29 protein-coding genes and 1 pseudogene are annotated in these 25502 nt (G+C 58.5%); 19 read left to right on the plus strand and 11 right to left on the minus strand.

Annotated elements, in window-relative coordinates; genetic code table 11:
* Positions 1-101 precede the first annotated feature (101 nt).
* The gene (locus ACUN0G_RS19290) at positions 102-704 is read left to right on the plus strand and encodes a peroxiredoxin (protein WP_003172097.1); all 603 of its coding nucleotides are present in this window, start codon (positions 102-104) and stop codon (positions 702-704) included.
* Positions 705-769: 65 nt separating this feature from the next.
* Here the strand turns inward: ACUN0G_RS19290 and rnt are convergent, their stop codons facing one another.
* Both rnt and pyrC read right to left on the minus strand, forming a co-directional pair.
* Positions 770-1447: a ribonuclease T gene (gene rnt / locus ACUN0G_RS19295; protein WP_076015417.1), complete on the minus strand. Its 678-nt coding sequence runs from the start codon at positions 1445-1447 to the stop codon at positions 770-772.
* Positions 1444-2490, minus strand: a complete 1047-nt coding sequence (pyrC, locus tag ACUN0G_RS19300) for a dihydroorotase (RefSeq protein WP_003208703.1) — start codon at positions 2488-2490, stop codon at positions 1444-1446. The genes rnt and pyrC overlap by 4 nt, the downstream gene beginning before the upstream one ends.
* A 156-nt stretch (positions 2491-2646) precedes the next feature.
* Between pyrC and ACUN0G_RS19305 the strand changes: the two genes are divergently transcribed.
* From ACUN0G_RS19305 to ACUN0G_RS19315, 3 genes are all read left to right on the plus strand, one after another.
* On the plus strand, positions 2647-3555 hold the full coding sequence (locus ACUN0G_RS19305) for a flagellar protein MotY (protein ID WP_445574049.1): 909 nt from the start codon (positions 2647-2649) through the stop codon (positions 3553-3555).
* A 129-nt stretch (positions 3556-3684) separates the two neighbouring features.
* The gene (locus ACUN0G_RS19310; protein ID WP_003208700.1) at positions 3685-4902 is read left to right on the plus strand and encodes an argininosuccinate synthase; all 1218 of its coding nucleotides are present in this window, start codon (positions 3685-3687) and stop codon (positions 4900-4902) included.
* Positions 4903-5558: 656 nt separating this feature from the next.
* Positions 5559-6191 (plus strand): response regulator transcription factor, encoded by a 633-nt coding sequence (locus tag ACUN0G_RS19315; protein ID WP_003208698.1) that lies wholly within the window; start codon positions 5559-5561, stop codon positions 6189-6191.
* A gap of 71 nt (positions 6192-6262) precedes the next feature.
* Here ACUN0G_RS19315 and ACUN0G_RS19320 read toward each other — a convergent pair whose 3' ends face one another.
* The 5 genes and pseudogenes from ACUN0G_RS19320 to metG all read right to left on the minus strand — a co-directional run bounded on the left by ACUN0G_RS19320 (position 6263) and on the right by metG (position 10338).
* The gene (locus ACUN0G_RS19320) at positions 6263-6448 is read right to left on the minus strand and encodes a PA3496 family putative envelope integrity protein (RefSeq protein WP_017480127.1); all 186 of its coding nucleotides are present in this window, start codon (positions 6446-6448) and stop codon (positions 6263-6265) included.
* A gap of 107 nt (positions 6449-6555) precedes the next feature.
* A complete protein-coding gene (gene nth, locus ACUN0G_RS19325; protein WP_445574050.1) occupies positions 6556-7194 on the minus strand; it encodes an endonuclease III in 639 nt (212 codons plus the stop codon).
* Entirely contained in the window at positions 7191-7334 is a 144-nt protein-coding gene (locus ACUN0G_RS19330; RefSeq protein ID WP_445574051.1) for a hypothetical protein, read from the minus strand. Before ACUN0G_RS19330 ends, nth begins: the two co-directional genes overlap by 4 nt.
* Positions 7335-7338: 4 nt before the next feature.
* A pseudogene (gene rsxB, locus ACUN0G_RS19335) lies at positions 7339-8217 on the minus strand (electron transport complex subunit RsxB); the annotation flags it as partial.
* Between the two features lie 69 nt (positions 8218-8286).
* Complete coding sequence (metG, locus tag ACUN0G_RS19340) at positions 8287-10338, minus strand: methionine--tRNA ligase (RefSeq protein WP_445574052.1); 2052 nt, start codon at positions 10336-10338, stop codon at positions 8287-8289.
* Between the two features lie 172 nt (positions 10339-10510).
* Between metG and apbC the strand changes: the two genes are divergently transcribed.
* Positions 10511-11605 carry an iron-sulfur cluster carrier protein ApbC gene (apbC, locus tag ACUN0G_RS19345; protein WP_445574053.1) on the plus strand — a complete coding sequence of 365 codons (1095 nt, stop codon included), beginning with the start codon at positions 10511-10513 and terminating at the stop codon, positions 11603-11605.
* Between the two features lie 497 nt (positions 11606-12102).
* Here apbC and fdxA read toward each other — a convergent pair whose 3' ends face one another.
* From fdxA to ACUN0G_RS19365, 4 genes are all read right to left on the minus strand, one after another.
* Positions 12103-12426, minus strand: coding sequence for a ferredoxin FdxA (gene fdxA, locus ACUN0G_RS19350; protein ID WP_003208688.1), 324 nt, complete (start codon positions 12424-12426; stop codon positions 12103-12105).
* Between the two features lie 142 nt (positions 12427-12568).
* Positions 12569-15148 carry a DNA mismatch repair protein MutS gene (gene mutS, locus ACUN0G_RS19355; protein WP_258347634.1) on the minus strand — a complete coding sequence of 860 codons (2580 nt, stop codon included), beginning with the start codon at positions 15146-15148 and terminating at the stop codon, positions 12569-12571.
* A 232-nt stretch (positions 15149-15380) separates the two neighbouring features.
* The gene (locus ACUN0G_RS19360) at positions 15381-15551 is read right to left on the minus strand and encodes a hypothetical protein (RefSeq protein WP_003208685.1); all 171 of its coding nucleotides are present in this window, start codon (positions 15549-15551) and stop codon (positions 15381-15383) included.
* A complete protein-coding gene (locus ACUN0G_RS19365; protein ID WP_445574054.1) occupies positions 15551-16303 on the minus strand; it encodes a zeta toxin family protein in 753 nt (250 codons plus the stop codon). The genes ACUN0G_RS19360 and ACUN0G_RS19365 overlap by 1 nt, the downstream gene beginning before the upstream one ends.
* A 142-nt stretch (positions 16304-16445) precedes the next feature.
* Between ACUN0G_RS19365 and ACUN0G_RS19370 the strand changes: the two genes are divergently transcribed.
* The 14 genes from ACUN0G_RS19370 to ACUN0G_RS19435 all read left to right on the plus strand — a co-directional run bounded on the left by ACUN0G_RS19370 (position 16446) and on the right by ACUN0G_RS19435 (position 25501).
* A complete protein-coding gene (locus tag ACUN0G_RS19370; protein WP_445574055.1) occupies positions 16446-17180 on the plus strand; it encodes a LexA family transcriptional regulator in 735 nt (244 codons plus the stop codon).
* A 595-nt stretch (positions 17181-17775) separates the two neighbouring features.
* Positions 17776-18114: a phage holin family protein gene (locus ACUN0G_RS19375; protein ID WP_017480135.1), complete on the plus strand. Its 339-nt coding sequence runs from the start codon at positions 17776-17778 to the stop codon at positions 18112-18114.
* Between the two features lie 22 nt (positions 18115-18136).
* On the plus strand, positions 18137-18652 hold the full coding sequence (locus ACUN0G_RS19380) for a hypothetical protein (protein ID WP_421552221.1): 516 nt from the start codon (positions 18137-18139) through the stop codon (positions 18650-18652).
* 3 nt (positions 18653-18655) lie between these two features.
* Positions 18656-19264: a phage baseplate assembly protein V gene (locus tag ACUN0G_RS19385; RefSeq protein WP_445574056.1), complete on the plus strand. Its 609-nt coding sequence runs from the start codon at positions 18656-18658 to the stop codon at positions 19262-19264.
* Between the two features lie 12 nt (positions 19265-19276).
* Positions 19277-19609: a phage baseplate protein gene (locus ACUN0G_RS19390; RefSeq protein ID WP_010170122.1), complete on the plus strand. Its 333-nt coding sequence runs from the start codon at positions 19277-19279 to the stop codon at positions 19607-19609.
* Positions 19606-20601, plus strand: a complete 996-nt coding sequence (locus ACUN0G_RS19395; RefSeq protein WP_445574057.1) for a baseplate J/gp47 family protein — start codon at positions 19606-19608, stop codon at positions 20599-20601. Before ACUN0G_RS19390 ends, ACUN0G_RS19395 begins: the two co-directional genes overlap by 4 nt.
* Complete coding sequence (locus tag ACUN0G_RS19400; protein WP_445574058.1) at positions 20598-21326, plus strand: phage tail protein I; 729 nt, start codon at positions 20598-20600, stop codon at positions 21324-21326. The genes ACUN0G_RS19395 and ACUN0G_RS19400 overlap by 4 nt, the downstream gene beginning before the upstream one ends.
* Complete coding sequence (locus tag ACUN0G_RS19405) at positions 21323-21865, plus strand: hypothetical protein (protein WP_445574059.1); 543 nt, start codon at positions 21323-21325, stop codon at positions 21863-21865. Before ACUN0G_RS19400 ends, ACUN0G_RS19405 begins: the two co-directional genes overlap by 4 nt.
* Positions 21866-21936: 71 nt before the next feature.
* Positions 21937-22689 (plus strand): hypothetical protein, encoded by a 753-nt coding sequence (locus ACUN0G_RS19410; RefSeq protein ID WP_445574060.1) that lies wholly within the window; start codon positions 21937-21939, stop codon positions 22687-22689.
* Between the two features lie 9 nt (positions 22690-22698).
* Positions 22699-22935: a tail fiber assembly protein gene (locus ACUN0G_RS19415; protein ID WP_445574061.1), complete on the plus strand. Its 237-nt coding sequence runs from the start codon at positions 22699-22701 to the stop codon at positions 22933-22935.
* Positions 22936-23019: 84 nt separating this feature from the next.
* The gene (locus ACUN0G_RS19420; RefSeq protein ID WP_445574062.1) at positions 23020-23193 is read left to right on the plus strand and encodes a hypothetical protein; all 174 of its coding nucleotides are present in this window, start codon (positions 23020-23022) and stop codon (positions 23191-23193) included.
* Between the two features lie 2 nt (positions 23194-23195).
* On the plus strand, positions 23196-24362 hold the full coding sequence (locus ACUN0G_RS19425; protein WP_445574063.1) for a phage tail protein: 1167 nt from the start codon (positions 23196-23198) through the stop codon (positions 24360-24362).
* Positions 24362-24868, plus strand: a complete 507-nt coding sequence (locus ACUN0G_RS19430) for a phage major tail tube protein (protein WP_017480145.1) — start codon at positions 24362-24364, stop codon at positions 24866-24868. Before ACUN0G_RS19425 ends, ACUN0G_RS19430 begins: the two co-directional genes overlap by 1 nt.
* Before the next feature lie 51 nt (positions 24869-24919).
* The gene (locus ACUN0G_RS19435; RefSeq protein WP_421552217.1) at positions 24920-25501 is read left to right on the plus strand and encodes a phage tail assembly protein; all 582 of its coding nucleotides are present in this window, start codon (positions 24920-24922) and stop codon (positions 25499-25501) included.
* Position 25502 lies beyond the last annotated feature (1 nt).

Genomic DNA, 25502 nt, shown 5'->3' on the forward strand with positions numbered 1-25502 from the left:
CGGTCTTCACGAAGCGTGATCCCGTCACAGGGCTGTCGTTTACCCACGGCACACTGGAAGGGATCCTTTTACTTCAAGTCACCACCATCAGGAGATACCCAATGAGCGTACTCGTCGGCAAACAAGCCCCGGATTTCGACGTACCCGCCGTCCTCGGCAATGGCGAAATCGTAGACAGCTTCAAACTGTCTGAAGCCATCAAAGGCAAATACGGCCTGGTGTTCTTCTACCCGCTGGACTTCACCTTCGTCTGCCCATCGGAGCTGATCGCTCTGGATCACCGCATGGACGATTTCAAGGCCCGTAACGTTGAAGTGGTAGCCGTTTCCATCGACTCCCATTTCACCCACAACGCCTGGCGCAACACCGCCATCAATGATGGCGGCATCGGTAAAGTCAAATACACCATGGCTGCCGACATGAAGCACGACATCGCCAAGGCCTACGACGTTGAGTCCGAAGGCGGCGTGGCTTTCCGTGGCGCGTTCCTGATCGACGACAAGGGCGTTGTGCGCTCGCAGATCATCAACGACCTGCCGCTGGGCCGTAACATGGAAGAGCTGATCCGCCTGGTCGACGCTCTGCAATTCCACGAAGAGCACGGTGAAGTTTGCCCTGCCAACTGGAAAAAAGGCGACAAAGGCATGAACGCTTCGCCAGAAGGCGTTGCGGCTTACCTGACCGAGAACGCTGGCAAGCTGTAAGCCAGATTCGCGGGACAAAAAAACCGGCCTGAGAAGGCCGGTTTTTTTATGCGCGGGATTCAGCTTCAGTCGCCGAAGTCTTCCCAGCCGCCCATTTGTTTCCAGCGGTTGACGATGCCGCAGAACAGCTCGGCCGTCTTCTCGGTGTCGTAGCGAGCCGAGTGGGCCTCACGACCGTCGAAGTCGATACCGGCGGCCTGGCAGGCTTTTGCCAGCACGGTCTGGCCATAGGCCAAGCCGGCAAGGGTCGCAGTGTCGAAGCTGGAGAACGGGTGAAACGGGTTACGCTTCATGTCCAGGCGCGTCACAGCGGCGTTGAGGAAGCCCAGGTCGAAGCTGCTGTTGTGACCCACCAGGATCGCGCGCTTGCAGCCATTGGCCTTCAAGGCCTTGCGCACACCACGGAAGATGTCGGTCAACGCTGCTTCTTCACTGACTGCCATGCGCAGCGGGTGATCGAGCTTGATCCCGGTGAACTCCAGGGCGGCCGCTTCGATGTTGGCGCCTTCGAACGGCTCGACGCGGAAGAAGTGGGTGTGTTCCGGGAACACAAAACCCTGTTCGTCCATGCCGATAGTCGTAGCGGCGATTTCCAGCAATGCGTCAGTGGCGCAATTGAAACCGCCGGTTTCTACGTCGATGACAACCGGCAGGTAGCCACGGAAACGCTCGGCCATCGGGTGACGGGAACCGCCACCACCGCCGCCGTGTTCCTGGTCGTCGTCGTAATGGTCTTCACTCACGGGTGTTCCTCCAGCAGGCGCCAGCGCAGTGTTTCACCGGCGCGCAGCGGGATAACGGTCAGCTCGCCAAACGGCAGGCTGGTGGGGGCGGTCCAGTCTTCACGGACCAGGGTAATGCGGTCGGTATTCGCCGGCAGGCCGTAGAAACGCGGGCCGTTGAGGCTGGCGAACCCTTCAAGCTTGTCCAGGGCGTTGCGTTGTTCGAACGCTTCGGCATACAACTCGATCGCCGCATACGCGGTGTAGCAGCCGGCACAACCACACGCGGCTTCCTTGGCGTGTTGGGCGTGGGGGGCAGAGTCGGTACCGAGGAAAAATTTCTCGCTGCCACTGGTGGCGGCATCAAGCAGCGCCACCTGGTGTGTATTGCGCTTGAGAATCGGCAGGCAATAGAAGTGCGGCCGAATCCCGCCCACCAGCATGTGGTTGCGGTTGTACAACAGGTGATGGGCGGTGATGGTCGCGCCGACGTTGGCCGAAGCCTCGGTGACGAACTGCACGGCGTCGGCGGTGGTGATGTGTTCGAACACGACCTTCAGGGTCGGGAACAACTCGACCACACGACGCATGTGCTCGTCGATGAAGATCTTTTCACGATCGAATACATCGACATCGCCACGGGTGACTTCACCGTGGATCAGCAACGGCATGCCCACTTCCGCCATGGCTTCGATGGCCGGCAGGATCTTGTCGATACTGGTGACGCCGGAATCGGAGTTGGTGGTCGCTCCGGCCGGGTACAGTTTGGCGGCGTGCACGAAACCGCTGGCTTTGGCCTGGCGAATTTCTTCGGGCTGGGTGCGGTCGGTCAGGTACAGCACCATCAACGGTTCGAAGCGGCTGCCGGCCGGTCGGGCAGCAAGAATGCGCTGGCGATAGGCATCGGCTTCCGCGGCGTTACGCACCGGAGGTACCAGGTTAGGCATGATGATGGCGCGGCCAAACGTGCGCGCTACATCGGCCACGGTTTGGGGCAACGCAGCACCATCGCGAAGATGAATATGCCAGTCGTCGGGACGCAGCAGGGTCAGGCGGTCGGACATTGGGGATTCCAGGCGGGTCAATCTGGTGGGAATGCTACCGGAAAAGACTCTTGCAGGCACTCGCTATCAAGTTTTGCAGGATACGACCGATATCCCTGGGTATGCCTTAACGATGTATGACGCCTTGATGTGTTGTAGAAACCAGTGGAGCCTCCCGTGCGCCAGCATTATCTAGCCCTGCTCAGTGTGTTTGCCAGCCTGCCCGCGATGGCCCTCACGTTCCAGACACGTCTGGAGAATATTGAGTGGAAAGTGGAGGGCGATAAATTCGAGTGCCGCTTGAGCCAGCCGATCACCGATTTCGGCTCGGGCGAGTTCGTGCGCCGGGCCGGCGAGCAGGCGACGTTTCGTCTGAAAGCCTTTAACGGTTCGTTTGGCGCCGGTTCCGCAACCCTGCTGGCGGCCGCTGCGCCGTGGCAGCCGGGGCGTGGTGATATCAACCTCGGCGCGGTGCGCGTCGGTAATGGTGATGTACTGTTTAACAGCTCCCAGGCCCAGGCCGGGCGCTTGTTCACCGGCTTGCTCGAAGGTCGTACCCCGACGGTGCGGCACTATGGACGCGATGGCGGATATTCCGAGATTCGCCTGTTGCCGGTGAAATTCAACAAGGCGTACAACGACTATCAGCTGTGCACCACCAAGCTGCTGCCGATGAATTTCGAGCAGGTCAAACAGACCGAAGTGGGTTTTCCAGGCGGTGGCATCGAACTGGATGCGGCGGCCAAGAAAAAGCTCTCGGTGATTATCGAGTTCATGAAAGCCGACCCGACGGTTAACCACATCGAGTTGGACGGCCACTCCGACAACAGCGGCAATCGCCTGACCAACCGCGATGTATCGCGGCGTCGAGCATTGGCGGTGATGGACTACTTCAAGGCCAATGGCATCGATGAATCGCAGATTACCCTGCGTTTCCATGGTGAAAGCTACCCGTTGGCGCCGAACACCAACCCGGCCAACCGGGCGAAAAACCGTCGGGTGAATATTCAGCTCGAACGGGTGGCAGCCCCCGAAAAACCGGCGCCCCAAGCCAAAGCGCCAGGCAACGCCGCTGCCACCTCATAAGGTGCTGCGTTTCGTCGCCCGCTCGACATAATCTGTCGCTTTATCTTCATTTGCTGTCGCGCCTCTGTAAATTCACGGTTTTGGTCGGTAGAATCGACGCCTTTCCGTACAACCCCGTGGAGTGATGGCATGGCCGACGTAAACAAGGTCGTTCTCGCGTATTCCGGCGGCCTGGACACTTCGGTGATCCTCAAGTGGCTGCAGGATACTTATAACTGTGAAGTGGTGACCTTCACCGCTGACCTGGGTCAGGGCGAAGAGGTCGAACCTGCACGTGCCAAGGCGCAAGCCATGGGCGTGAAAGAGATCTACATTGACGACCTGCGCGAAGAGTTCGTCCGCGATTTCGTTTTCCCGATGTTTCGCGCCAACACTGTCTACGAAGGCGAGTACCTGCTGGGTACTTCCATCGCACGTCCGCTGATCGCCAAGCGCCTGATCGAAATCGCCAACGAAACCGGCGCTGACGCCATTTCCCATGGCGCCACCGGCAAGGGCAACGACCAAGTGCGTTTCGAACTGGGCGCCTATGCCTTGAAGCCAGGCGTAAAAGTCATTGCTCCGTGGCGTGAGTGGGACCTGCTGTCCCGTGAAAAGCTGATGGACTACGCTGAAAAGCACGCCATCCCGATCGAGCGTCACGGCAAGAAGAAGTCCCCGTACTCGATGGACGCCAACTTGCTGCACATCTCCTATGAAGGCGGCGTGCTGGAAGACACCTGGACCGAGCACGAAGAAGACATGTGGAAGTGGACCGTCTCCCCGGAGAACGCTCCTGACAAGGCCCAGTACCTGGAACTGACCTACCGCAACGGCGACATCGTCGCGCTGGACGGCGTCGAAATGACACCGGCCACCGTCTTGGCGACCCTGAACCGTATCGGTGGCGAACACGGTATCGGCCGCCTCGACATCGTCGAGAACCGTTACGTCGGCATGAAGTCCCGTGGTTGCTACGAAACCCCGGGCGGCACCATCATGCTGCGCGCTCACCGCGCCATCGAGTCCATCACCCTGGACCGTGAAGTGGCCCACCTCAAAGACGAGCTGATGCCCAAGTACGCCAGCCTGATCTACACCGGCTACTGGTGGAGCCCGGAGCGTCTGATGCTGCAACAGATGATCGACGCTTCCCAGGTCCACGTGAACGGCGTCGTGCGCCTGAAACTGTACAAGGGCAACGTGATCGTGACCGGTCGCAAGTCTGATGAGTCGCTGTTCGACGCCAATATCGCCACCTTCGAAGAAGATGGCGGCGCGTACAACCAGGCAGACGCGGCAGGCTTCATCAAGCTGAACGCGTTGCGCATGCGCATTGCGGCCAACAAAGGTCGCAAGTTGTTCTGAGTGTTTTAAGTGGCAATGAAAAATGGTCCCGTTAGGGGCCATTTTTTTTGGCTGAAAATACACCTGGAGTCCATAGGGGCGATGCAGTGTTTATTGTTCAGTTCAAAAAAACCGTGTGCTTAAGGCGGTGGTGTGGAGTGTTTATGTTTATACGGGGGGCAATGTTTATTAATTTCGCTCGATAAGTGGTGCATTGTTGAAAGTGGGTTTTTTTCTTGTGTGCAGGAACTATGTACTACAGAAATTTCACTCAGAAATGTACCGCGAACATGTCAGATGCTGACATGCCTGTAGGATTTATGGAGTGTTATTAATTATGTCGAATGGAACTTTTAAAAAGTGCCTTTCAGCCCGGATTCACAGGTCTTCTGATAAGGCACAAGGGGCATTTCCTGAAACTTGTGTGCGGCACGTTTACCCCGCGCCCCCTAATCCGGGGAATTTTCACTCAAAATATGTTGGTACTCGGAAAGTTCTGAAAGCCTCAACAAAACTGGACACCTCCGCACTGGCGTTTTTTTGTAGGTTAAATCCTATGTCTTTGTGGGTTGGGTCTCTGCTTGCTGTTGCTTGGGGGGGAGCGCTATGCCAAGCGGGAAACGACTAGGCTATTGTGCTTGCTCTTAATAATTCGAACAGCGAAATTGGACTTGCCCATGAATAAAGTGCTGATCGTGGATGATCATCCCGTCATTCGTCTTGCTGTGCGTATGCTAATGGAACGTCATAGTTATGAGGTCGTTGCCGAGACCGATAACGGTGTCGATGCCTTGCAACTTGCACGGGAGCATATGCCGGACATAGTCATACTGGATATTGGAATTCCCAAACTCGATGGCCTGGAAGTTATATGCCGGCTGTCATCTACCAAACAGGCCCACCCCTTCAAAGTGCTGGTGCTGACGTCCCAGGCGCCCGGGCATTTCTCCATGCGGTGCATGCAGGCGGGCGCTGCGGGCTATGTGTGCAAGCAGCAGGACCTCACCGAGCTATTGAGCGCGGTCAAGGCGGTGCTGTGCGGGTACAGCTACTTCCCCAACCAGGCGCTGAATTCGGTGCGTTCCACAATGGGTAATGCCAGCGAAGCGGACATGGTCGAGCGCTTGTCCGGCCGGGAGATGATGGTGCTGCAGCAACTGGCCCGCGGTAAAACCAACAAGGAGATCGCTGATGGCATGTTCCTGAGCAACAAAACCGTGAGCACCTACAAGACGCGCTTGCTCCTCAAGCTCAACGCACGCTCCCTGGTGGACTTGATCGAACTGGCCCAGCGCAACGGGTTGGTGTAGGCCGGCCACACACTTATAGGCAGTCAGAAAAAAGCCTCCGTAAGGGAGGCTTCTGTTTTTCGTTGGGTCGATTAGAGATCGAAGTCGTAATCGGCCAACTGTTTTTGCAGGCGCCGCTCTTCCAGAAGGTTGTCGATGGTGCGGCGTTTGCTCAAATTGGTCTTGGCTACCTCTACCGGTGTTTCTGCTGCCTCATCGTCGGATTCAGCGCCAACAACGTCGTCTTCTACATCCAGTTGTTCTTTGCCAGTGCTCATAAGGTTAACTCCAGGCTAAGACTGCCGTTGGCGCTCCTTATAACGATAATCTTGAGTCTGGTAAAAAAGATTTTTTCAATCGATTCATCAATAAAAGCAATGATGGCTCAATCGTCGGAAGTCTTTTCCTTGTATTCACACAGGTCTTCGATGCGGCAACTGCCACAGCGCGGCTTGCGGGCCTGGCAGACATAGCGTCCGTGAAGGATCAGCCAGTGATGTGAATCCAGCAGATAGGGCTTGGGCACAAACTTCATCAATTGCTTTTCCACCTCCACCACGTTCCTTCCGCGGGCAATCCCGGTACGGTTACTCACCCGAAAGATGTGCGTGTCCACCGCCATGGTCAATTGGCGAAATGCCGTGTTGAGTACCACGTTGGCGGTTTTGCGGCCTACGCCTGGAAGCGCTTCCAGGGCTTCCCGCGTCTGCGGCACTTCGCTGCCGTGCAACTCCACCAGCAGTCGACAGGTTTCGATGACATTCTTCGCCTTGCTGTTGTACAGGCCGATGGTCTTGATGTATTCGGACAACCCTTCAACGCCAAGCGCGTAGATTGCCTCGGGAGTATTGGCCACGGGGTACAACTTGGCAGTGGCCTTGTTGACACCAACGTCTGTGGACTGGGCCGAGAGAATCACGGCGATCAGTAACTCGAACGGCGAGGAATAGGCCAGTTCGGTTTTTGGTTCCGGGTTGTCTTCGTGAAGCCGGCGGAAAATTTCCAGGCGTTTTGCGGCGTTCATGGGGCGAGCGGTTCCTTGCGGACAGTCAGTGTGGTTACGAAAAACGGGCCCAACAACCCGAGCAGGATAAACGCGGCGGTCACCCGCAGTACACGCTTCATCACGTGCGACTGTTGATCATGGACTTCAAGTGCGAGCATGGGCCGCTACCAGTGCCGCAAGCGCCTGCTCTGCTGTTTCGAAGTGTTGTTGCAGGATGATCAACTGCGACTGCTGTTCAAAGGTCGGTGGGTGACCAAAGGCTTTCAACGATTTGTGCAATTGGGCACGGCTCATGGCCAGGTTGATCTTGGCCTTCTTCAAGGCGGCGTCCATCGCGGCGGCTTTTTGTGCACGAACCCGCTCAATGGCGGCCTGGACCGGGTTCTCCGTCGCCGCAGCCACCGGGGCAGCACGCTTGGTGCGTGCCAGGCGTTCGGCGAGCTTCTGCTCCTCCTCGCGTTGCAGCCGCGCGTTGCGCTGCTCAAACCGCCGCCGGGCCCGGTCGCGCTTGAGGCTGCGTGCCTGGCGCTCATGATCACTGGAGGCCAGCCCGCCGACAATCGGCACCACGGTGGTCAACGGACGCATTTCGATGCAATCAACCGGGCAAGGTGCCACACACAGGTCGCAGCCCGTGCACTCGTCGATAATCACCGTATGCATCAATTTGGCAGCACCGACGATAGCGTCCACCGGGCAGGCCTGAATGCACTTGGTACAGCCGATGCACTCCGCTTCACGGATAAACGCGATCTGCGCGGGCGCCTCGCCTCGGGACGTGTCCAGTTCCAGCACCGGGAGCTTCAGCAGTTGCGCCAGGCCGGCAATGGTTTCCTGGCCGCCCGGTGGGCACTTGTTGATCGCCTCGCCCTGGGCAATGCCTTCTGCGTAGGGCTTGCAGCCAGGATGCCCACATTTGCCACATTGGGTTTGCGGCAGCAGGGCGTCGATACGTTGAATCAGGCTCATGGTTTGATCATTGCGTTGGAACCCGGAAAAGCCACAGCCAACAACGGGCCGACAGCAACAGAATCCGATTATCCGGCAAGCGAGGAGGGGGTACTAGCTGAAACCGCCCCATGGCCGAGACCATGGGGCAGTCAGCCGATGTTACTTGATGCGCTGACCCGGCTTGGCGCCGCTGTCCGGGCTCAACAGGTAGATCTCTTCACCGCCAGGGCCGGCCGCCATCACCATGCCTTCGGAGATACCGAACTTCATTTTCCGTGGCTTGAGGTTGGCGATCATCATGGTCAGGCGACCATCGAGCTTGGACGGATCCGGATAGGCGCTCTTGATCCCGGAGAACACGTTGCGTTGCTCGTCACCGATGTCCAGGGTCAGGCGCAGCAGCTTGTCAGCGCCTTCCACGGCTTCGGCCTTGATGATCAGAGCCACCCGCAGGTCCACCGCAGCGAAGGCGTCGAAGTCGATTTCTGGCGACAGCGGATCTTTCGCCAGCTCGCCATTGCCGGCAGGTGCCGCATCGCCAGTGTCGGTCTTGCTGGCCTCGAGGTCTTCTTTCGAAGCGTCGGTCATGGCCTGGACTTTTACCGGATCGATACGGGTCATCAGGGGCTTGAACTCATTCAAATGATGGTTGCTGAGCAAGGTCGCGTGGTCGTTCCAGGTCAGTGGCGGCACGTTGAGGAACGCCTCGGCGTCGGCCGCCAGCAGTGGCAGTACCGGCTTGAGGAAGATCACCAGCTGGCGGAACAGGTTGACGCCCGTGGCACAGATGGCCTGGACTTCAGCTTGCTTGCCTTCCTGTTTGTTCAGCGACCACGGCGCCTTGTCGGCGATCCAGGCGTTGGCACGGTCGGCCAGGCCCATGATCTCGCGCATGGCGCGGGCAAAGTCGCGGGCTTCATAGGCGTCGGCGATGCTCGGGGCAGCGGCCAGGAACGCGTCGGTCAGCTCCGGCGCGGCGTTTTCCGCCACCAGCACACCGGCGTTGCCCTTGTGGATAAAACCGGCGCAACGGCTGGCGATGTTGACGACCTTGCCCACCAGGTCCGAGTTGACCTTCTGTACGAAGTCTTCCAGGTTCAGGTCCAGGTCGTCGACGCCACGGCCCAGTTTGGACGCGTAGTAGTAGCGCAGGTATTCCGGCGACAGATGGTCCAGGTAGGTGCGCGCCTTGATAAAGGTGCCACGGGACTTGGACATCTTCTGGCCATTCACCGTCAAGTAGCCGTGAACCGCGATGCCGGTAGGCTTGCGGTAGCCCGAACCTTCGAGCATCGCCGGCCAGAACAGCGCGTGGAAGTTGACGATGTCCTTGCCGATGAAGTGATACAGCTCGGCAGTGGAGTCCTTGGCCCAGAACGCGTCGAAGTCCAGCTCCGGCGTACGGTCGCACAGGTTCTTGAAGCTGGCCATGTAGCCAATCGGCGCGTCCAGCCATACATAGAAGTACTTGCCTGGTTCGCCCGGAATTTCAAAACCGAAGTACGGCGCATCGCGGGAGATGTCCCACTGCTGCAGGCCGGCGTCCAGCCATTCGGCGATCTTGTTCGCCACGGCGTCCTGCAGGGTGCCGCTGCGGGTCCAGGTTTGCAGCATTTGCTGGAAATCCGGGAGCTTGAAGAAGAAGTGCTGGGAATCCTTGAGCACCGGGGTGGCGCCGGAGATGGCCGACTTCGGATCCTTCAGGTCGGTAGGCGCGTAGGTGGCGCCGCATTTTTCGCAGTTGTCGCCGTACTGGTCCTCAGTGCCGCATTTCGGGCAGGTGCCCTTGATGAAGCGGTCGGCCAGGAACATTTTCTTTTCCGGGTCGAAATACTGGGTGATCGAACGCGTGGCAATGTGCCCGGCATCCTTCAGGCGCAGGTAGATCTGGCTCGACAGCTCGCGGTTTTCTTCGGAGTGGGTCGAGTGGAAGTTGTCGAAATCCACCAGGAACTCGGCAAAGTCGGCGCTGTGTTCAGCCTGGACGTTGGCGATCAGTTGTTCCGGGGTGATGCCTTCCTTCTCGGCGCGCAACATGATGGCCGAACCGTGGGCGTCGTCCGCGCAGACATAAATGCATTGATTGCCGCGATGCTTCTGGAAGCGCACCCACATATCGGTCTGGATGTACTCAAGCATATGGCCAAGGTGGATAGAACCATTGGCATAGGGCAGGGCGCTGGTGACGAGGATCTTGCGTGGCTCGGACATGGGGCTCGGCTACTTGATGAAACGGAGGTCGGCCACTATAAAGCGCCGGGAAATTTATTTCACCCCGTGCGGCTGTTTCAGGATTTTCCCGACGGCCGAAAGCGTGCCGCTAAGGCGCTGGAACGGTTAGGATAGCCGCCTGTTTTAGTCAGTCTTTTTTCGGGAGTAGCCCATGAGCGCCGTCAATCGCGCAGCGGTGGAAGCCGTTCTTCGCCAATACACCGACCCCTACCTGAACCAGGACCCTGTCAGCGCCGGGTGCGTACGCGCCATCGACGTGCAGGGTGACAAGGTTTCGGTCCAGCTTGAACTGGGCTATGCCGCCGGGCTGTTCAAGAGCGGCTGGGCGCAGATGCTGCAAATGGCCATCGAAGGCCTGGACGGCGTCAGCTCGGCCAAGGTCGACATCCAGTGCGTGATCGCCGCGCACAAGGCCCAGGCGCAGATCCCGGGCCTGGCCAACGTCAAGAACGTGGTGGCCGTGGCCTCCGGCAAGGGCGGCGTGGGCAAATCCACCACCGCCGCCAACCTGGCCCTGGCCCTGGCCCGCGAAGGCGCGCGCGTCGGGATTCTCGATGCTGACATCTATGGCCCAAGCCAGGGCGTGATGTTCGGTATCGCTGAAGGCACCCGGCCGAGGATCAAGGACCAGAAATGGTTCGTGCCGATTGAATCCCATGGCGTGGAAGTGATGTCCATGGCCTTCCTGACCGACGACAACACGCCGATGGTCTGGCGCGGCCCGATGGTTTCCGGTGCATTGCTGCAACTGGTCACCCAGACCGATTGGGGCAATCTGGACTACCTGGTGATCGACATGCCACCAGGCACCGGTGATATCCAGCTGACCCTGGCGCAGAAAGTGCCGGTGGCCGGCGCGGTGATCGTCACCACGCCGCAGGACCTGGCGCTGCTGGATGCCCGCAAGGGCGTGGAGATGTTCCGCAAGGTCAACATTCCGGTACTGGGCGTTGTGGAAAACATGGCGGTGCACATCTGCTCCAACTGCGGCCACGCCGAGCATCTGTTCGGTGAAGGCGGCGGCGAGAAGCTGGCGACCCAGTACGGGGTTGAACTGCTGGCGTCGTTGCCGCTGTCGATGGGGATTCGAGAGCAGGCTGACGGTGGCAAGCCGACGGTGGTTGCCGAGCCCGATGGTCAGATTGCCATGGTTTACCAGGAGCTGGCCCGCCACGTAGGCGCGCGGATCGTACTTCAGGAAGCTGAGGCCCAGGCGATGCCGACCATCACTGTCAGCGACGACTGATCCACTTGACAGGAAAGAAGCCTCGACGGTGTCGGGGCTTTTTCTTGCCTGGCGAATACCCAGGGTCCGCCTGTTACCCTTTTACGTAATTGCTGGTGTAAGCATTCACTTACTTTTTCGTAAGTGTTTGGGTTTTTTCGTCGGTGCAGACGTCTTGAATTGATTGCCTATATTTCTATCTCTTTGAAATATAACAATTATTTTTTATTGAACGAGCGCGCAAACTTGTAGCTCTGCGATTTGGATCCCGTTGAACTTCCCCGGGAACTCTCTAAGATCAGCCCTGTGTCCACGGATTGACACAGTCATCACGGAACGATGACTCAGGGAACCTCGCAGGATGCGATTCATCAGGATGATGAAAAGGAACACAGGGACTAGGGAAAAAATGTGGGCGGGTCATACCGCCCCTTTTTTTTGCCTGTAGAAAAGTGAAAACCACCCCGCAGAAAATGCAAAAAGGCCCGCAAGGGGCCTTTTAGAGGGCATCGACGCTATCAGCGCTCGAGGTCTGCAATCTTGCCTTTCTTGCCATCCCACTCCGCCGCATCCGGCATCGGGTCTTTGCGCTCAGTGATATTCGGCCAGATTTCCGCCAGCTCAACGTTCAACTGAATAAATTCCTGCATTTCTGCCGGGACTTCGTCCTCGGAGAAAATTGCGACGGCCGGGCATTCTGGCTCACACAGGGCGCAGTCAATGCACTCGTCCGGGTGGATGACCAGGAAGTTCGGGCCTTCGTAGAAGCAGTCCACCGGACACACTTCTACGCAGTCGGTGTACTTGCACTTGATGCAGTTGTCGGTGACGACGAAGGTCATTTCTAATTTTCTCCTCAGGCGGCGGCAGCGAAACCCCTTGTGGCAGGGCTCGCGAGGTTCGGGAGCGATAGTCTGCAGGCCAGGCTAAAAGCCCGCAGCATCCCAAACCGCGCGAGAGTCTACCAGCTTGCACGCGTCTGCGTTATATCCGAGTCTTCAGTGCATATAACATTTCGAGCGCTTTTCGCGGGGTCAAGTCGTCCACGTCAAGCTTAGCCAACTCATCCAGCACCGGATGAGGCAGGCTGGCGAACATGTCGCTCTGGTGTGGCGCGCTGGGTTTGTTGCTGGCTTTGGCCGGGCTGGCCACGGGAATCTCGTGGGGCAGGGCGGTTTCTTCCAGGCGGCTAAGGTGTTCGCGGGCGCGAGTGATCACCTCACTTGGCACGCCCGCCAGCTGCGCCACGGCCAGGCCGTAACTCTGGCTCGCCGGCCCGGGCAACACGTGGTGCAGAAACACGATGCGCTCGTTGTGCTCGGTGGCATTGAGGTGCACGTTGGCTACCAGCGGCTCGTTTTCCGGCAGCACGGTCAGCTCGAAATAGTGCGTCGCGAACAGCGTATACGCCCGCAGGTGTGCCAATCGCTCGGCCGCCGCCCAGGCCAGGGACAGGCCGTCGAAGGTGCTGGTGCCGCGGCCCACTTCGTCCATCAGCACCAGGCTGCGTTCGGTAGCGTTGTGCAGGATGTTGGCGGTTTCGCTCATTTCCACCATAAAGGTCGAACGGCCACCGGCCAGGTCATCGCTGGAGCCGATCCGGGTGAAGATGCGGTCCACCAGGGACAGTTCGCAACTGGCCGCCGGCACGAAGCTGCCGATATGGGCCAGCAGTACGATCAATGCGGTCTGACGCATGTAGGTGGATTTACCGCCCATGTTCGGACCGGTGATCACCAGCATGCGGGTGTCGTCGTCCAGCGACAGATCGTTGGCGACGAACGGCGTGGTCAGAACCTGCTCCACCACCGGGTGGCGCCCTTGCACGATGCGCATGCACGGCTCGCTGACAAAACGCGGGCAGTTCAGGTCAAGGTTCAGGGCACGCTCGGCCAGGTTGCTCAGTACATCCAGTTCGGCCAGGGCGGCGGCTGTATCCTGCAACGGCGCCAGCTTGTCGATCAAGCTTTCGAGCAAGGCCTCGTAGAGCATCTTCTCCCGAGCCAGGGCGCGGCTTTTGGCCGACAGCGCCTTGTCTTCGAACTCTTTAAGTTCCGGGGTGATAAAGCGCTCGGCGCCCTTGAGGGTCTGGCGCCGCTGGTAATCGATCGGCGCCTGCTCGGCCTGCTTGCTTGGCAATTCGATGAAGTAGCCGTGCACGCGGTTGTAGCCGACTTTCAGGTTGGCGAGGCCCGTGCGGGCTTTTTCGCGGGCTTCCAGGTCGATCAGGAACTGCCCGGCGTTCTCGCTCAGGGATTGCAGTTCGTCCAGCTCGGTGTCGTAACCGGTCTTCAACACGCCACCGTCACGGATGATCGCGGGCGGGTTGTCGATGATGGCTTTTTCCAGCAGCGCCGCCAGTTCCGGGTAGGTGCTGGTGGTGACGGCAAGCTGCTGGAGGTGCGGTGCTTCCAGTTCAGTCATCGCCGCTTGCAGTTGCGGCAGGGCGCCGAGGGCATCCCGCAGGCGTGCCAGGTCGCGTGGCCGCGCGTTGCGCAGGCCGATCCGCGCCAGGATCCGCTCGATATCCCCGATTTCCTTGAGCTGCGGTTGCAGCTTTTCAAAGCGGTATTGATCCAGCAGGCACGTAATAGAGGTTTGACGGGCTTGCAGCACGGTCAAATCCCGCAGCGGACGGTTCAACCAGCGGGTCAGCAAGCGGCTGCCCATGGCGGTCTGGCAACGGTCGACCACCGATTGCAGGGTGTTGTCGCGACCGCCCGCCAGGTTGGTGTCCAGTTCCAGGTTGCGACGGCTGGCGCCATCGAGCACCACGGTGTCGTCCAGACGTTCATGACGCAGGCTGCGCAAATGCGGCAGGGCGGTGCGCTGGGTTTCCTTGGCATAGCTCAGCAGGCAACCGGCAGCGCCGATGGCCAGGGTCAGAGTCTCGCAACCGAAGCCCTTGAGGTCTTGCACGGAGAATTGCTGGCACAGGCTTTTCAGCGCTGAATCACGCTCGAAATCCCACGGCGCGCGACGCTTGGTCCCACGACGACGTTCCGCCGGCAGATCCTTTGGCCAGTCATCCGGAATCATCAACTCCACCGGGTTGACGCGCTCCAGTTCCGCCAGCAGGTTTTCCCAGCCCTTGATTTCCAACACCGTGAAATTGCCACTGGTGATGTCCAGCACCGCCAGGCCGAACAACCGCTCATCCCCCAGCACCGCCGCGATCAGGTTGTCGCGACGCTCATCCAGCAGCGCCTCATCACTCACTGTACCCGGCGTAATGATGCGCACCACCTGGCGTTCCACCGGGCCTTTGCTGGTGGCCGGGTCGCCGATCTGCTCACAGATCACCACCGACTCGCCCAGCTTCACCAGCTTGACCAGGTAACCTTCCAACGAATGATAAGGAATCCCGCACATCGGAATCGCCTGCCCGGCCGACTGCCCGCGCGCGGTCAGGGTGATATCCAGCAACTTGGCGGCCTTCTTCGCGTCTTCATAGAAGATCTCGTAGAAGTCGCCCATGCGGTAGAACATCAACTGATCAGGGTGCTGGTTTTTCAGGCGCCAGTACTGCTGCATCATCGGGGTGTGGCTGGAAAGGTCGGTCATACGCGGGGTTCAGCTCTTCCTGTCGATTTTTGGCAAGGGTAAATAGGCTAATGGTACATTGATTTTTTATGCATTGTGGGCGGCTATATGATGTTGAATTCTCGCTACGAGCCTTATAAACGATGTGTTTGTCCTATGGTTTACGATAGAAACCAAGGCAGATCGGGTTCGGTTGATCAATAAAAAAACCCGACGCTGGGTCGGGTTCTTTATTGCAGTGCCTTAGTAGATGTCAGGCTCGTTTTGCCTCAGCTGCCATCAATACAAGGTTCTGCTGTTTGGTCGCTTCGGTCAGCACTTCGCTGTATACGCGCTTTTTTTGATCAGATTTAGCGTTACGAATAAAGTCGGCAAAGGGGCTTTTTGCACCTTTGGTCAAGCCCAGCTTGATCGAAATCATCATTACGCTCCTGATGGTTGCCCGAGTCTGGCCTCAAGATCGGCCCGCGTGTGTCGCTCAGGAATATGGTAGTCAATTTTTTCGACACCGGCTTTGTACAATCGTCCCGAGTTGTCAATGTGCTTGAGCAGCAAATCCACGTGGATATCGCCGCCGTACTCTAGCTTAAGTGCGTTGACGACGTCACGTGCGGCAAAGTACTGGTCGATGAAATGCTCTTTACGAATCCTTCTTCCTTCTGCTTCTTCGCGAGCTTTGACGAAGTCCCAAGCGAGCATCGGATCCTGGTAGACGTACAGAATCTGTACGAACCTGCCTTTTCTTAAGGAACGATCCACATTCCGCCTAGCAACATCAATGTTTGAAAATGTTCCGTCAAGGAGGAACGACTGCTGTTGGTCCATCGCAAAATCCAGAATCTTCTCCACCAAAATAGAAACCCCTTTCTGGAATAACCAGGAGTTACCGCCGGTATAGGCAACAAATTCGCTACGAAGCTCATCGGGGTCAATTCGAAGGATCGGGGTGTCGGCAAAAAGATTCACGAGCGCGATTGATGCCTCGGTTTTTCCTGCACCCGGTGAGCCGGCCATGTAGACCGATACAGGCGCCTCTTCCGGAGGATAGATAGCTTTGTCGGTCAGACGCCTGGCAATCATTTTCTTGTTTGAGCGAGCAAAGCGCAGCGCTTCGTCTGAGACTTCCTGCTCTGAGTGCGTCATGACTTTTCTGATTGGATCTGCAAAGTGCGTCATCAACAAACCCAGCATTTTTCCGATAGGCGCAGGTTAGCATGCGAGGCAGACCACAAATGGTTAGGTAAAAATCTGCAATCAATGCATTAAATATGCAAATTAGCATTTGCCAAGCATCAAAACTGCCTGCACTATCCGCGTTATGCAAAAACGCAACGTTTCTATCGTCTTAAGAGAGCTGCTGGACCGCGACCGGATCTCCCCCACGGAGCTTCACCGGCGTACCGGCGTGCCTCAATCCACGTTGTCCCGGATCCTCAGCGGCAAGATCGTCGATCCGTCGGACAAGCACATCTCACGCATTGCCGATTACTTTCAGGTCAGCACCGATCAGTTGCGCGGGCGCGCAGGGCTGGTGCCGGCGCGGTTGGACGAGCGTGACCCGATGCATTCGGAACTCAAGGACATAAGCCTGTGGGACGACGACACGCCCGTTAATGATGACGAGGTGTCGATCCCCTTTCTGCGCGAGGTTGAATTGGCTGCTGGATCAGGAAGATTCGTCATCGAGGAAAGCGAGAAGGCCAGCCTGCGATTCGGCAAGCGCAGCCTGCGGCATAACGGTGTGCAGTTCGACCAGGCCAAGTGCGTCACGGTGCGTGGCAACAGTATGTTGCCGGTGCTGCGTGACGGCGCGACCGTCGGCGTCAACGCCGGCAAGTGCGGGATTGGTGACATCGTCGACGGCGACCTGTATGCCATCAACCACAATGGCCAACTGCGGGTGAAACAGCTCTACCGCCTGCCTTCGGGGATTCGCCTGCGCAGCTTCAACCGCGATGAACACCCGGATGAGGACTACAGCTTCCAGGATATCCAGGATGAGCAGATCAGCATCCTCGGTCACGTCTTCTGGTGGGGCATGTACGCCCGCTAACCCCTCTTCGTAAGACAAAGCCCGCCAATGCGCGGGCTTTTTTTCGTCCGTGCAAAACCACCAAACCCTTTGCCCATAAGGCTGCGAATGCATCCATGCATATGCACTGCAAAAATAAATGCATTTGTGCATTGACTGTATATGCATACATGCATATTCTTCATCTCAAGCCAGCCAAGAAGGCCTGGTGGAGGCGGCAAGGATGCTGCCAAGGAAGACAAGGACGTTACGCAACACCGGCAAGGACGCCATCGAAGCGATGGCACGGATGCCAGGCAACACCGGCAAGGATGCCGACGCTCTTTAGTTTCAAACCGCTTCAAGAACAGGCAGCGATGAACCGGCCTTAACGGTTCAGAGGGTTGGCAACTGGCCCGGGTGTGCAGCGTAAAGCACCAGAAGCAGTTATCCGGCAGACAGGGATCGTGGTCGGAAAAACATTGAGGAAAGAACCGTACCGCGCCAGTAGCGCCGAAAGTTCGAGGACAGCATTACTGAAAAGCCCGGGCAACCGGGCTTTTTGGAATGCCTACCTATAAATGGAATTACCCAAAACCCGGCACTGCGCCGGTAATGCTCAGCCAGGAGGCGTGACATGACAAACGAGCAGCAAGCGTTAGCGGAAATGCCTATCTGGTTAGTGATCGCACTGGCTCTGATCGGCGGTGTCTCCGGAGAAATGTGGCGCGCCGACAAGGAGGGCGCCCGCGGTTGGTCGCTGGTGCGGCGCCTGGCCCTGCGTTCCGGGGCCTGCATGGTGTGCGGGGTGTCAGCCCTGATGCTGTGCTACGCCGCCGGCATGTCGATCTGGACGGCCGGCGCCATTGGTTGCCTGACTGCCATGGCCGGTGCCGACGTGGCCATCGGCCTTTATGAACGCTGGGCAGCCAAGCGCATCGGCGTCAACGAAGGCCCCGGCCGGGACCCGCAGTAACCGTTGCAAGGACGCGACTTAAATGACACTCATCGAAAAACCCTCCCAACTGCCCCAGGCCATCAACGAGGCGTTGCGCGTTGCCTTTCCGAATCTGAAGGTCGGCAATCATCAGGACTTCCAGGGCACAACGGATAACACCGGTGTGTTGATCACGGTCGAAGGCAATGGCCCGGGCATTCGCTCCCGCGAAGGGCGCAAGGCCCACGCCCTGGGGATTTCACTCAAGGCTATGGTTGCCCCAGGTGCCTTGCCCTTTGATGCCTGCGACCTGGCCAGCCAACTGATGGACCTGGTGCTGGATAACCGCTGGAACCTGCCGCAGGAGCAGTGCGACTTGCCGAGCAATATCGTCGCTGCGCCCTCAATAGGCACCACCGCAGAAACGGACTACGACACCTGGACCGTCAGCTTCACCCAAACCCTCTATATCGGACCGCCGCTGCTCAACGATCCCACAGGCAAACCACTGTTCGCCTGCACCTGGGAAGTCTCGAACATCGACGACCCCGACCAATACAAGCCGCTGGCGGAGTAGCCCATGTTCGACGCGCTGTTACGCATGCAACTGGGGCCGATTGTCGAGCGACTGGCGGAAATGGAAAACCAGCTCGAAGACCTGTATCGACGCGCTGAAAGTTTCTGCCGCATCGGCGTGTGCCAGGAGGTCGACGCCGCCAGCAATACCTGCAAGGTCAGCCACGGCGAACTGCTCACCCCGGCCATTCGCTTTTTCAACCCCAGCGCCGGTGCGCAGACGGAAACCCGCATCCCGTCCGTGGGCGAGCAATGCTTGCTGCTCAACTACGGCGGCGGGGAGGGCGGGGCGCAATCGGTGGCCTTGTTCGGCTTGAACAGCGACCGTTTTCCGCCGGTCTCCAGCGTTCCGTCACTGACCCGGCGCCGCCATCAAGACGGCACCCAAAGCGACTACGACGACGCCAGCCATACCTTCAACTGGATCAACGGCCCGACCACGTTCACCGGTTCCCGCGAGCAGGTCGACGTCAAGGTCGGCGCCGCCAGCCTGACGATGAATGCCCAGAGCATCACGCTGCAAGTCGGTGGTACCCGTCTGTTGCTGGATGCCGGCGGCGCGCACTTCAGCGGCCCGGTGGTGGACCACCAAGGCCGAGTCATCAGCCCCTGATAAGGACATCCCATGATCGGAATCGATCGGAACACCGGGGCGGCCGTCGATGACTGGCTGCAATTCGTCCAGCGCGCCACCCGAGCGCTGACCACTCCCTTGGGCACTCGCCAGAAGCGCCCGCTGTACGGCTCGATGATCCCGCAACTGCTCGGGCAAAACCTCGGCGATGACCTGCTGATTCTCGCCCAGAGCCATGCCGCCCAGGCGTTCTACAACCCGCAGAACGGCATCGCCGATTTCGAACCGCAAGTCATCGTCGCCAATCGCCAGGGCGCGGGCCTGTTGCTGCGCTTCGCCGGCACCTGGAAAAACCGCAAACAAACCTTCGAGGTGGTGACATGAGCATGCTGATACCCGGTCAGAACCAGTTGGCTGAGCCAGCGATCATTGCCGTCGATGAATTCGAGCCACTGTTGGCAGAATTCAAGGCATTTGTCGTTGATTACGTCGCGACTCGTGCGCCGGAAAATGCCGCCAAGCTGAAGGTCAGCCTGGAGAACGAAAGCGAGCTGCTGACGTTGGCGCTGGAAGCTTTTTGCGTTCGCCTGCAAACCCACGAGCGTAAATACAACGCCCGCATCAAGCAGATGCTGGCGTGGTGGGCCACCGGCAGTAACCTTGACGCACGCCTTGCCGACATGGGCCTGGAGCGTCAAGTGCTCGACCCTGGTGACCCGGCGGCTTTCCCGCCCGTGCCGCCGACGTTGGAGAGCGACGACGACGCCCGCCTGCGTTATTACCTGGCGCCACACGCACCCGCAGCAGGCTCGCGGATGCAGTATCGCCGGGAGGTTTTCACCCTCGGTGAGCGTCCATCGGTGAAAGTGCAAAGTGCTACGCCGGGTGTGGTGACGGTCACTTATACCTTCGACCCGGACGGCTACGCGGCGCGGGTCAAGGATGGCAACGGCCGTCGCACCGCGCCTGGCGAAGTGATGGTCACCGTCCTGTCCCGAGACGGGGATGGCACACCCTCTGCGGATCTACTCGAGGGTGTACGCCGGCATTTCGCCCGGCCTGATGTACGACCGGAAACGGATCTCGTCTCGGTGCAGGGCGCACAAATCCTGCGTTACAAAATCCGCGTGGTGGCAAAGATCAACGCCGGCCCGGACTCCGGGCTCACTCAAGTCGCCGCCCAGAAACTGCTGCAAGACTATGCAGAGTCTTGCCATCGCCTGGAAGGGCGGGTGGACCCGAGCTGGATCGACTACGCCATCCACTCGGCGGGCGCTGCGCAACTGCAAATTCTTGAGCCGCTGGAGCCGATCGTCACCACGGCATTCCAGGCCCCGTATTGCACGGGTGTCGAGGTGGAGGTGCGCACCCTATGAACGAACCAAAAGGCAGCTTGCTGCCCGCCAACAGTTCGCCGTTGGAGAAGGCACTGGACCTGGGGTTCGGGCAGTTGCTCGACCGGGTCACACCACCTTTTCCCGCCTTGATGAACCCGCTGCAAACCCCGGTTGAATTCCTTCCCTACCTGGCCGCTGATCGCGGCGTCAGTGAATGGGATGCCGCTGCCAGCGAGTCGGAGAAGCGCCTCACCGTGGCCTTGTCCTGGCAGATCCAACGTCAGGCCGGTACGCCCAAGGCGCTGAGCTACGCGGTTGAGTCACTGGGTTTCACACCGAACATCAGCGCCTGGTATCAACAGCGGCCAACCGGTCTGCCTTACACCTTTGACGTGCAGGCAATCATCGGTCGCAGTTGGTCCAGTGGCGATCACAACCGTTTGATCCGCCGCATCAACGCGGCCAAGAGCGAGCGGGACCTGGCCACCATCACCATCGTGCACGAGACCTCCCAGGGTTTACGTGTCGCTGCAACCGCTGATCCAGGATTGAGCATCGGCGATGAGAGCCAGCCCGGGGCATTACCCGAGGTGAAGCTTCACGGGGTACTTGCTTGTAGCAGCGTGGCGCACACACCGCTCAGCGATGGCGAGTTGGAGCTGTGCGGCGTACTGCCTGAACTCGGGCTGGCGGCCCGGCTTAACAGTGCCGGGGTTGCCCGGCACTACACCATTAACGACTACGACCTCAGGGCGCAGCCATGACAGATGAAATTACACGCCTGGTGCGCTTCACCTCCAAGGGATTGGATGAAGTGCTGCAGGCAAAGAACCAGGGCTTGAAAGGCGAGATCACCCACATTGGCGCCGGTACTGGCCGCTACAACCCCGACGGCACCGAAGTTGCCCTGCGTGACGAGCGTCAACGGGTCGCCATTGTGGACTACGAGGACTTGGGCGACCGACAACTCAGGATGGCCGCGCTGTTTGATGGCGAGGCTGAGTATGAGATTGGCGAGTTCGGTTTTTATCTCGCCAGTGGCACGTTGTTGGCGGTGTATTCCGTTGCAGGAAAGTTGCTGACGTATAAAGCGGCGGCGGCTCGGGTGCTGCAGAAGTTCACGTTGGATATTTCGCCATTGCCGGCGGACAGCGTGACGATTGTGGTGGGGAGTGAAAATCTAAATGTGTTGTTGGTCGATGAGTTGGCGGCACTGGCCGCTGCCAGTGTCGATAATATGGCCAGGGGTGTTGGGCTCTTGCTTCGAGTGATGCAACTTGAGAGCAAAGGTAGCGCTGTGTAGATGTAAGACTTATTTGGTGGTGACCAATGAGGTTTTTACTAAGTGATCAAAGAAGATAAGGAGATCGTATTTTGAGTACAGAACAGCAACTTGCTGCGGTTGTCAGCGCGGCAAACACTCTTACTAATGTAGTTACTGGCAAGGTCGGGGAAATTGATAAGGCGATTGTAGATGCTAGGAGTGCCTATGACGCACAATTGTTGGAACTTAAAAGTCGCTTGCCAAGGCTTGCGGTGACTAAAAATTTCAACTTGAACCCTAGTGCTGACGGAAAGTTGATCGATAATTGGGGGATTCATGGCGAGGTTAGTTGCACTAAGCTTCGTTCAATCAGCACGACCTCTCAAGCCACGGGACGTCCGCAGGCTGATGTGGATTTCATGCTTCAGGTTCAAGCAGACGTGCGTGAGCAGTTTCCTGGCTTTGATATCAGAGCCAGTGAGTATTGGCGAACTGTCGTAAACGTGTGGCAGTTGAAGTGGGCAACCGCAGACATTAGTCCCTGGCTCGCTTTTCCTTATACGGTTGATACGGCGCTTGCTAATGGAACGGGGGCGGTGCCACTTAACTCCTACATCACATTGGGAGCTTTTGTCCGTGTCTTGGAGGGTTCAATTTCAGGCGCATGGAGTGTCGGGTCAGAAAAAGGTAAATGGCGCTGGTGCTCGACGGTAGTCGCCCCCACTGAACTGTTTGGCGCCTATTATCATCTTCATCCAATGCGCACTTCCGCTTCCGGTATTGTTGAAGTGATGTTGGCGGGCGCGTGCACGGGTGTTGTTACCAGTCCAGGCGACTGGGGAACTATGTTGGCTTTGAGCTAAGGAGAAATCATGAAACCAATTTTTGTGCCTGCTGAACTTCATCCTCTTATTAAGTGGCAAGTAATTCGTAGCGCTCGTGATCAGGATCTATCCGCGAGTGATTATGCGGCTATGCCCGACTATCCTATGTTGGATAAAAATAAAGCGACATTCGCGGCCTACCGCCAAGGGCTTCGAGATATTCCTGATCAAGGGAGCGATCCTGATGCCGTCGTATGGCCCCCTAAACCTGAATTTCTGAAATAACCCACCGCGAAAGCGGTTTTTTTTCGCCCGCCCAAAGCCCCTCTCGCAGGGGCTTTCGCGTTTTGCGCCTGGAGAATTTCGCAAATGCCAAACCGTCAGAAATACACCGTCCTCATCCCATTCCCTACCGGCAATGGCCATTGGTCCACCGCCGGCCAGGAACTCGACCTGCTGGACGTCGAAGCATCCGCCCTGCGCACCGCTGGCCGCCTGGAACTGACCAGCGTCCTCAACTCCACCCCCAAGAAGGCTGAATAACCATGGCTGAGGTTTTGAACTTCGAACACAACGGCATCACCGTGAATGCCACCGAATCCCCCGAGGCCATGGGTGGCTTGGGCGATAACGTCATCGGCCTGGTGGGCACCGCCCCCAACGCCCATGCGTCGATCCCGAAAAACGCCCCGTTCCGCATCAACAGCTTCACCACCCAGGCGCTGCTGGACCCTACCGGCGCTGAAACCGGCACGCTGTTCCACGCCGTGTACCAGATCCTCAAAGTGGTCAAGGTGCCGGTCTACGTAGTGATCGTCGACGAGGGCACCACGCCGGCCGACACCCTCAATAACGTAATCGGCGGTGAAGAGCCGGTCACCGGCCGTAAACTGGGCCTCGCCGCCCTGGCCAGCGTCCCCGAAGACCTGACCATCATCGGCGCCCCGGGTTTCACCGGCACCAAAGCCGTGGCCGGCGAATTCGCCTCCTTCGGCAAGCGCATCAAGGCCCGTGTGGTGCTGGATGGCAAGGACGTAACCGTCGCCGACCAGGTGACCTACAGCGGCGAACTGGGCGGTGCCGACCTCGGTTTCGACCGCTGCCTGCTGGTGCACAACATGCCGTCGGTGTACTCCAAGGCTGCGAAGAAAAACGTGTTCCTGGCCCCGTCGTCCCTGGCCATCGCTGCACTGGCCAAGGTCAAGCAGTGGGAAAGCCCGGGCAATCAGGTGACCTTCGCCGAAGACGTTTCCCGCGTGGTTGAGTACAACATCCTCGACACCTCCACCGAAGGCGACCTGCTCAACCGTTACGGCGTGAGCTACTACGCCCGCACCATCCTCGGCGGTTTCTCGCTGCTGGGTAACCGCTCCATCACCGGCAAGTTCATCAGCTACGTGGGTCTGGAAGACGCCATCAGCCGCAAGCTGGTCAAGGCCGGCCAGAAAGCCATGGCCAAGAACCTGACCAAGTCGTTCATGGACCAGGAGGTCAAGCGCATCAACGACTGGCTGCAAACCCTGGTGGCCGACGAAACCATTCCTGGCGGCAGCGTGTACCTGCACCCGGAATTGAACAGTGTCGAGAAGTACAAGAACGGCACCTGGTTCATCGTCATCGACTACGGCCGCTACGCGCCGAACGAACACATGATTTATCAACTCAACGCCCGCGATGAAATCATCGAGCAGTTCCTGGAGGACGTTCTCTAATGTTTACCAACCGAATCAGACAGGCCATGGCGGCCACCCTCCAAGGCCTGCCGTTGTCGGCGACGGTCACCTCGTTCGCACCGCCGAAGATTGAGTTCGATATGGAGCTCATGACCGGCGGGCGCTTCATCGCCGAAGAAATGGCCAAGGGCGCCAAAGCGCTCAACGCCACATTGGAGCTGCAAGGCGCAGGTCCGGAAATCATGCTTGCCCTGGGCGTGCGCTTGGGCGACGACATTTTGCTGAACGTGCGTGAAGCCGGCCAGGACCAGGATGGCAAGACTTACTTCACCTACCACACCATCGGCGGCAAGCTGAAAACGCTGACCGAGACCACGCTGAAGATGGGCGAAAAACCCGCCATCACCCTGGAGTTCTCCTGCCGCACCTACAACCGCCTGGAAAACGGCATCCCGGTAATCGACATCGACGTGCGCACCCAGAAGTTCGTGCTCAACGGTGTCGACATCCTCGGCGATGCCCGCCGCGCGGTGCTGATGCCATAAGCCCCCGGGGGCGGGTTTTCCCGCTCCCATACTTCATCAAGGAATTGATTCATGGCCTGGATGCCTCCACTGCACATCCTGCTGTCGCCGATCACCGCCGATACCGGCGCGACGGTCGAGCAGATTCAACTCAAACCGCTGTTCTATGCCGCGCAAAAAGACGCGCTGGCCCGGGCCGGTGACGATGAGGACGACCAGTTTTTCGAACTGGCGAAACTCGCCACCGGCCTGTCGGAAAAAGAGCTCGACCAGCTCAAACGCCCGGACTACGTGAGCATCGCGCAATACGTGCATGACATGTCGACCCGCCCGGCTTCGTTCTTCCTGGACGAGTCCCGCACGCCTGGTGACTCAACCATCACCGAACAGGTGAAGCTGCTGCTGCCGCTGAACGCAGCGGGTCGAACCCTGACCGATGTGACCCTGGAAATGCCTGCCCTGCGCGCCACCAAAGTGATGAAAAAACTCACCACGGCCAAGGAGCGCGCCGAGTTCATCACTGCCCATTGTTCGGGGCTGATGATCCCCGACCTGGCGGGCCTGACCGTTCCCGACTGGACCGAACTGCAGGGGCGAATCGACGATTTTTTAAATCAACCGGCGGCCTTCTTTCAGAGCGCGACATCGAAGTAAT

It is taken from the genome of Pseudomonas sp. 32A, from assembly GCF_052682255.1.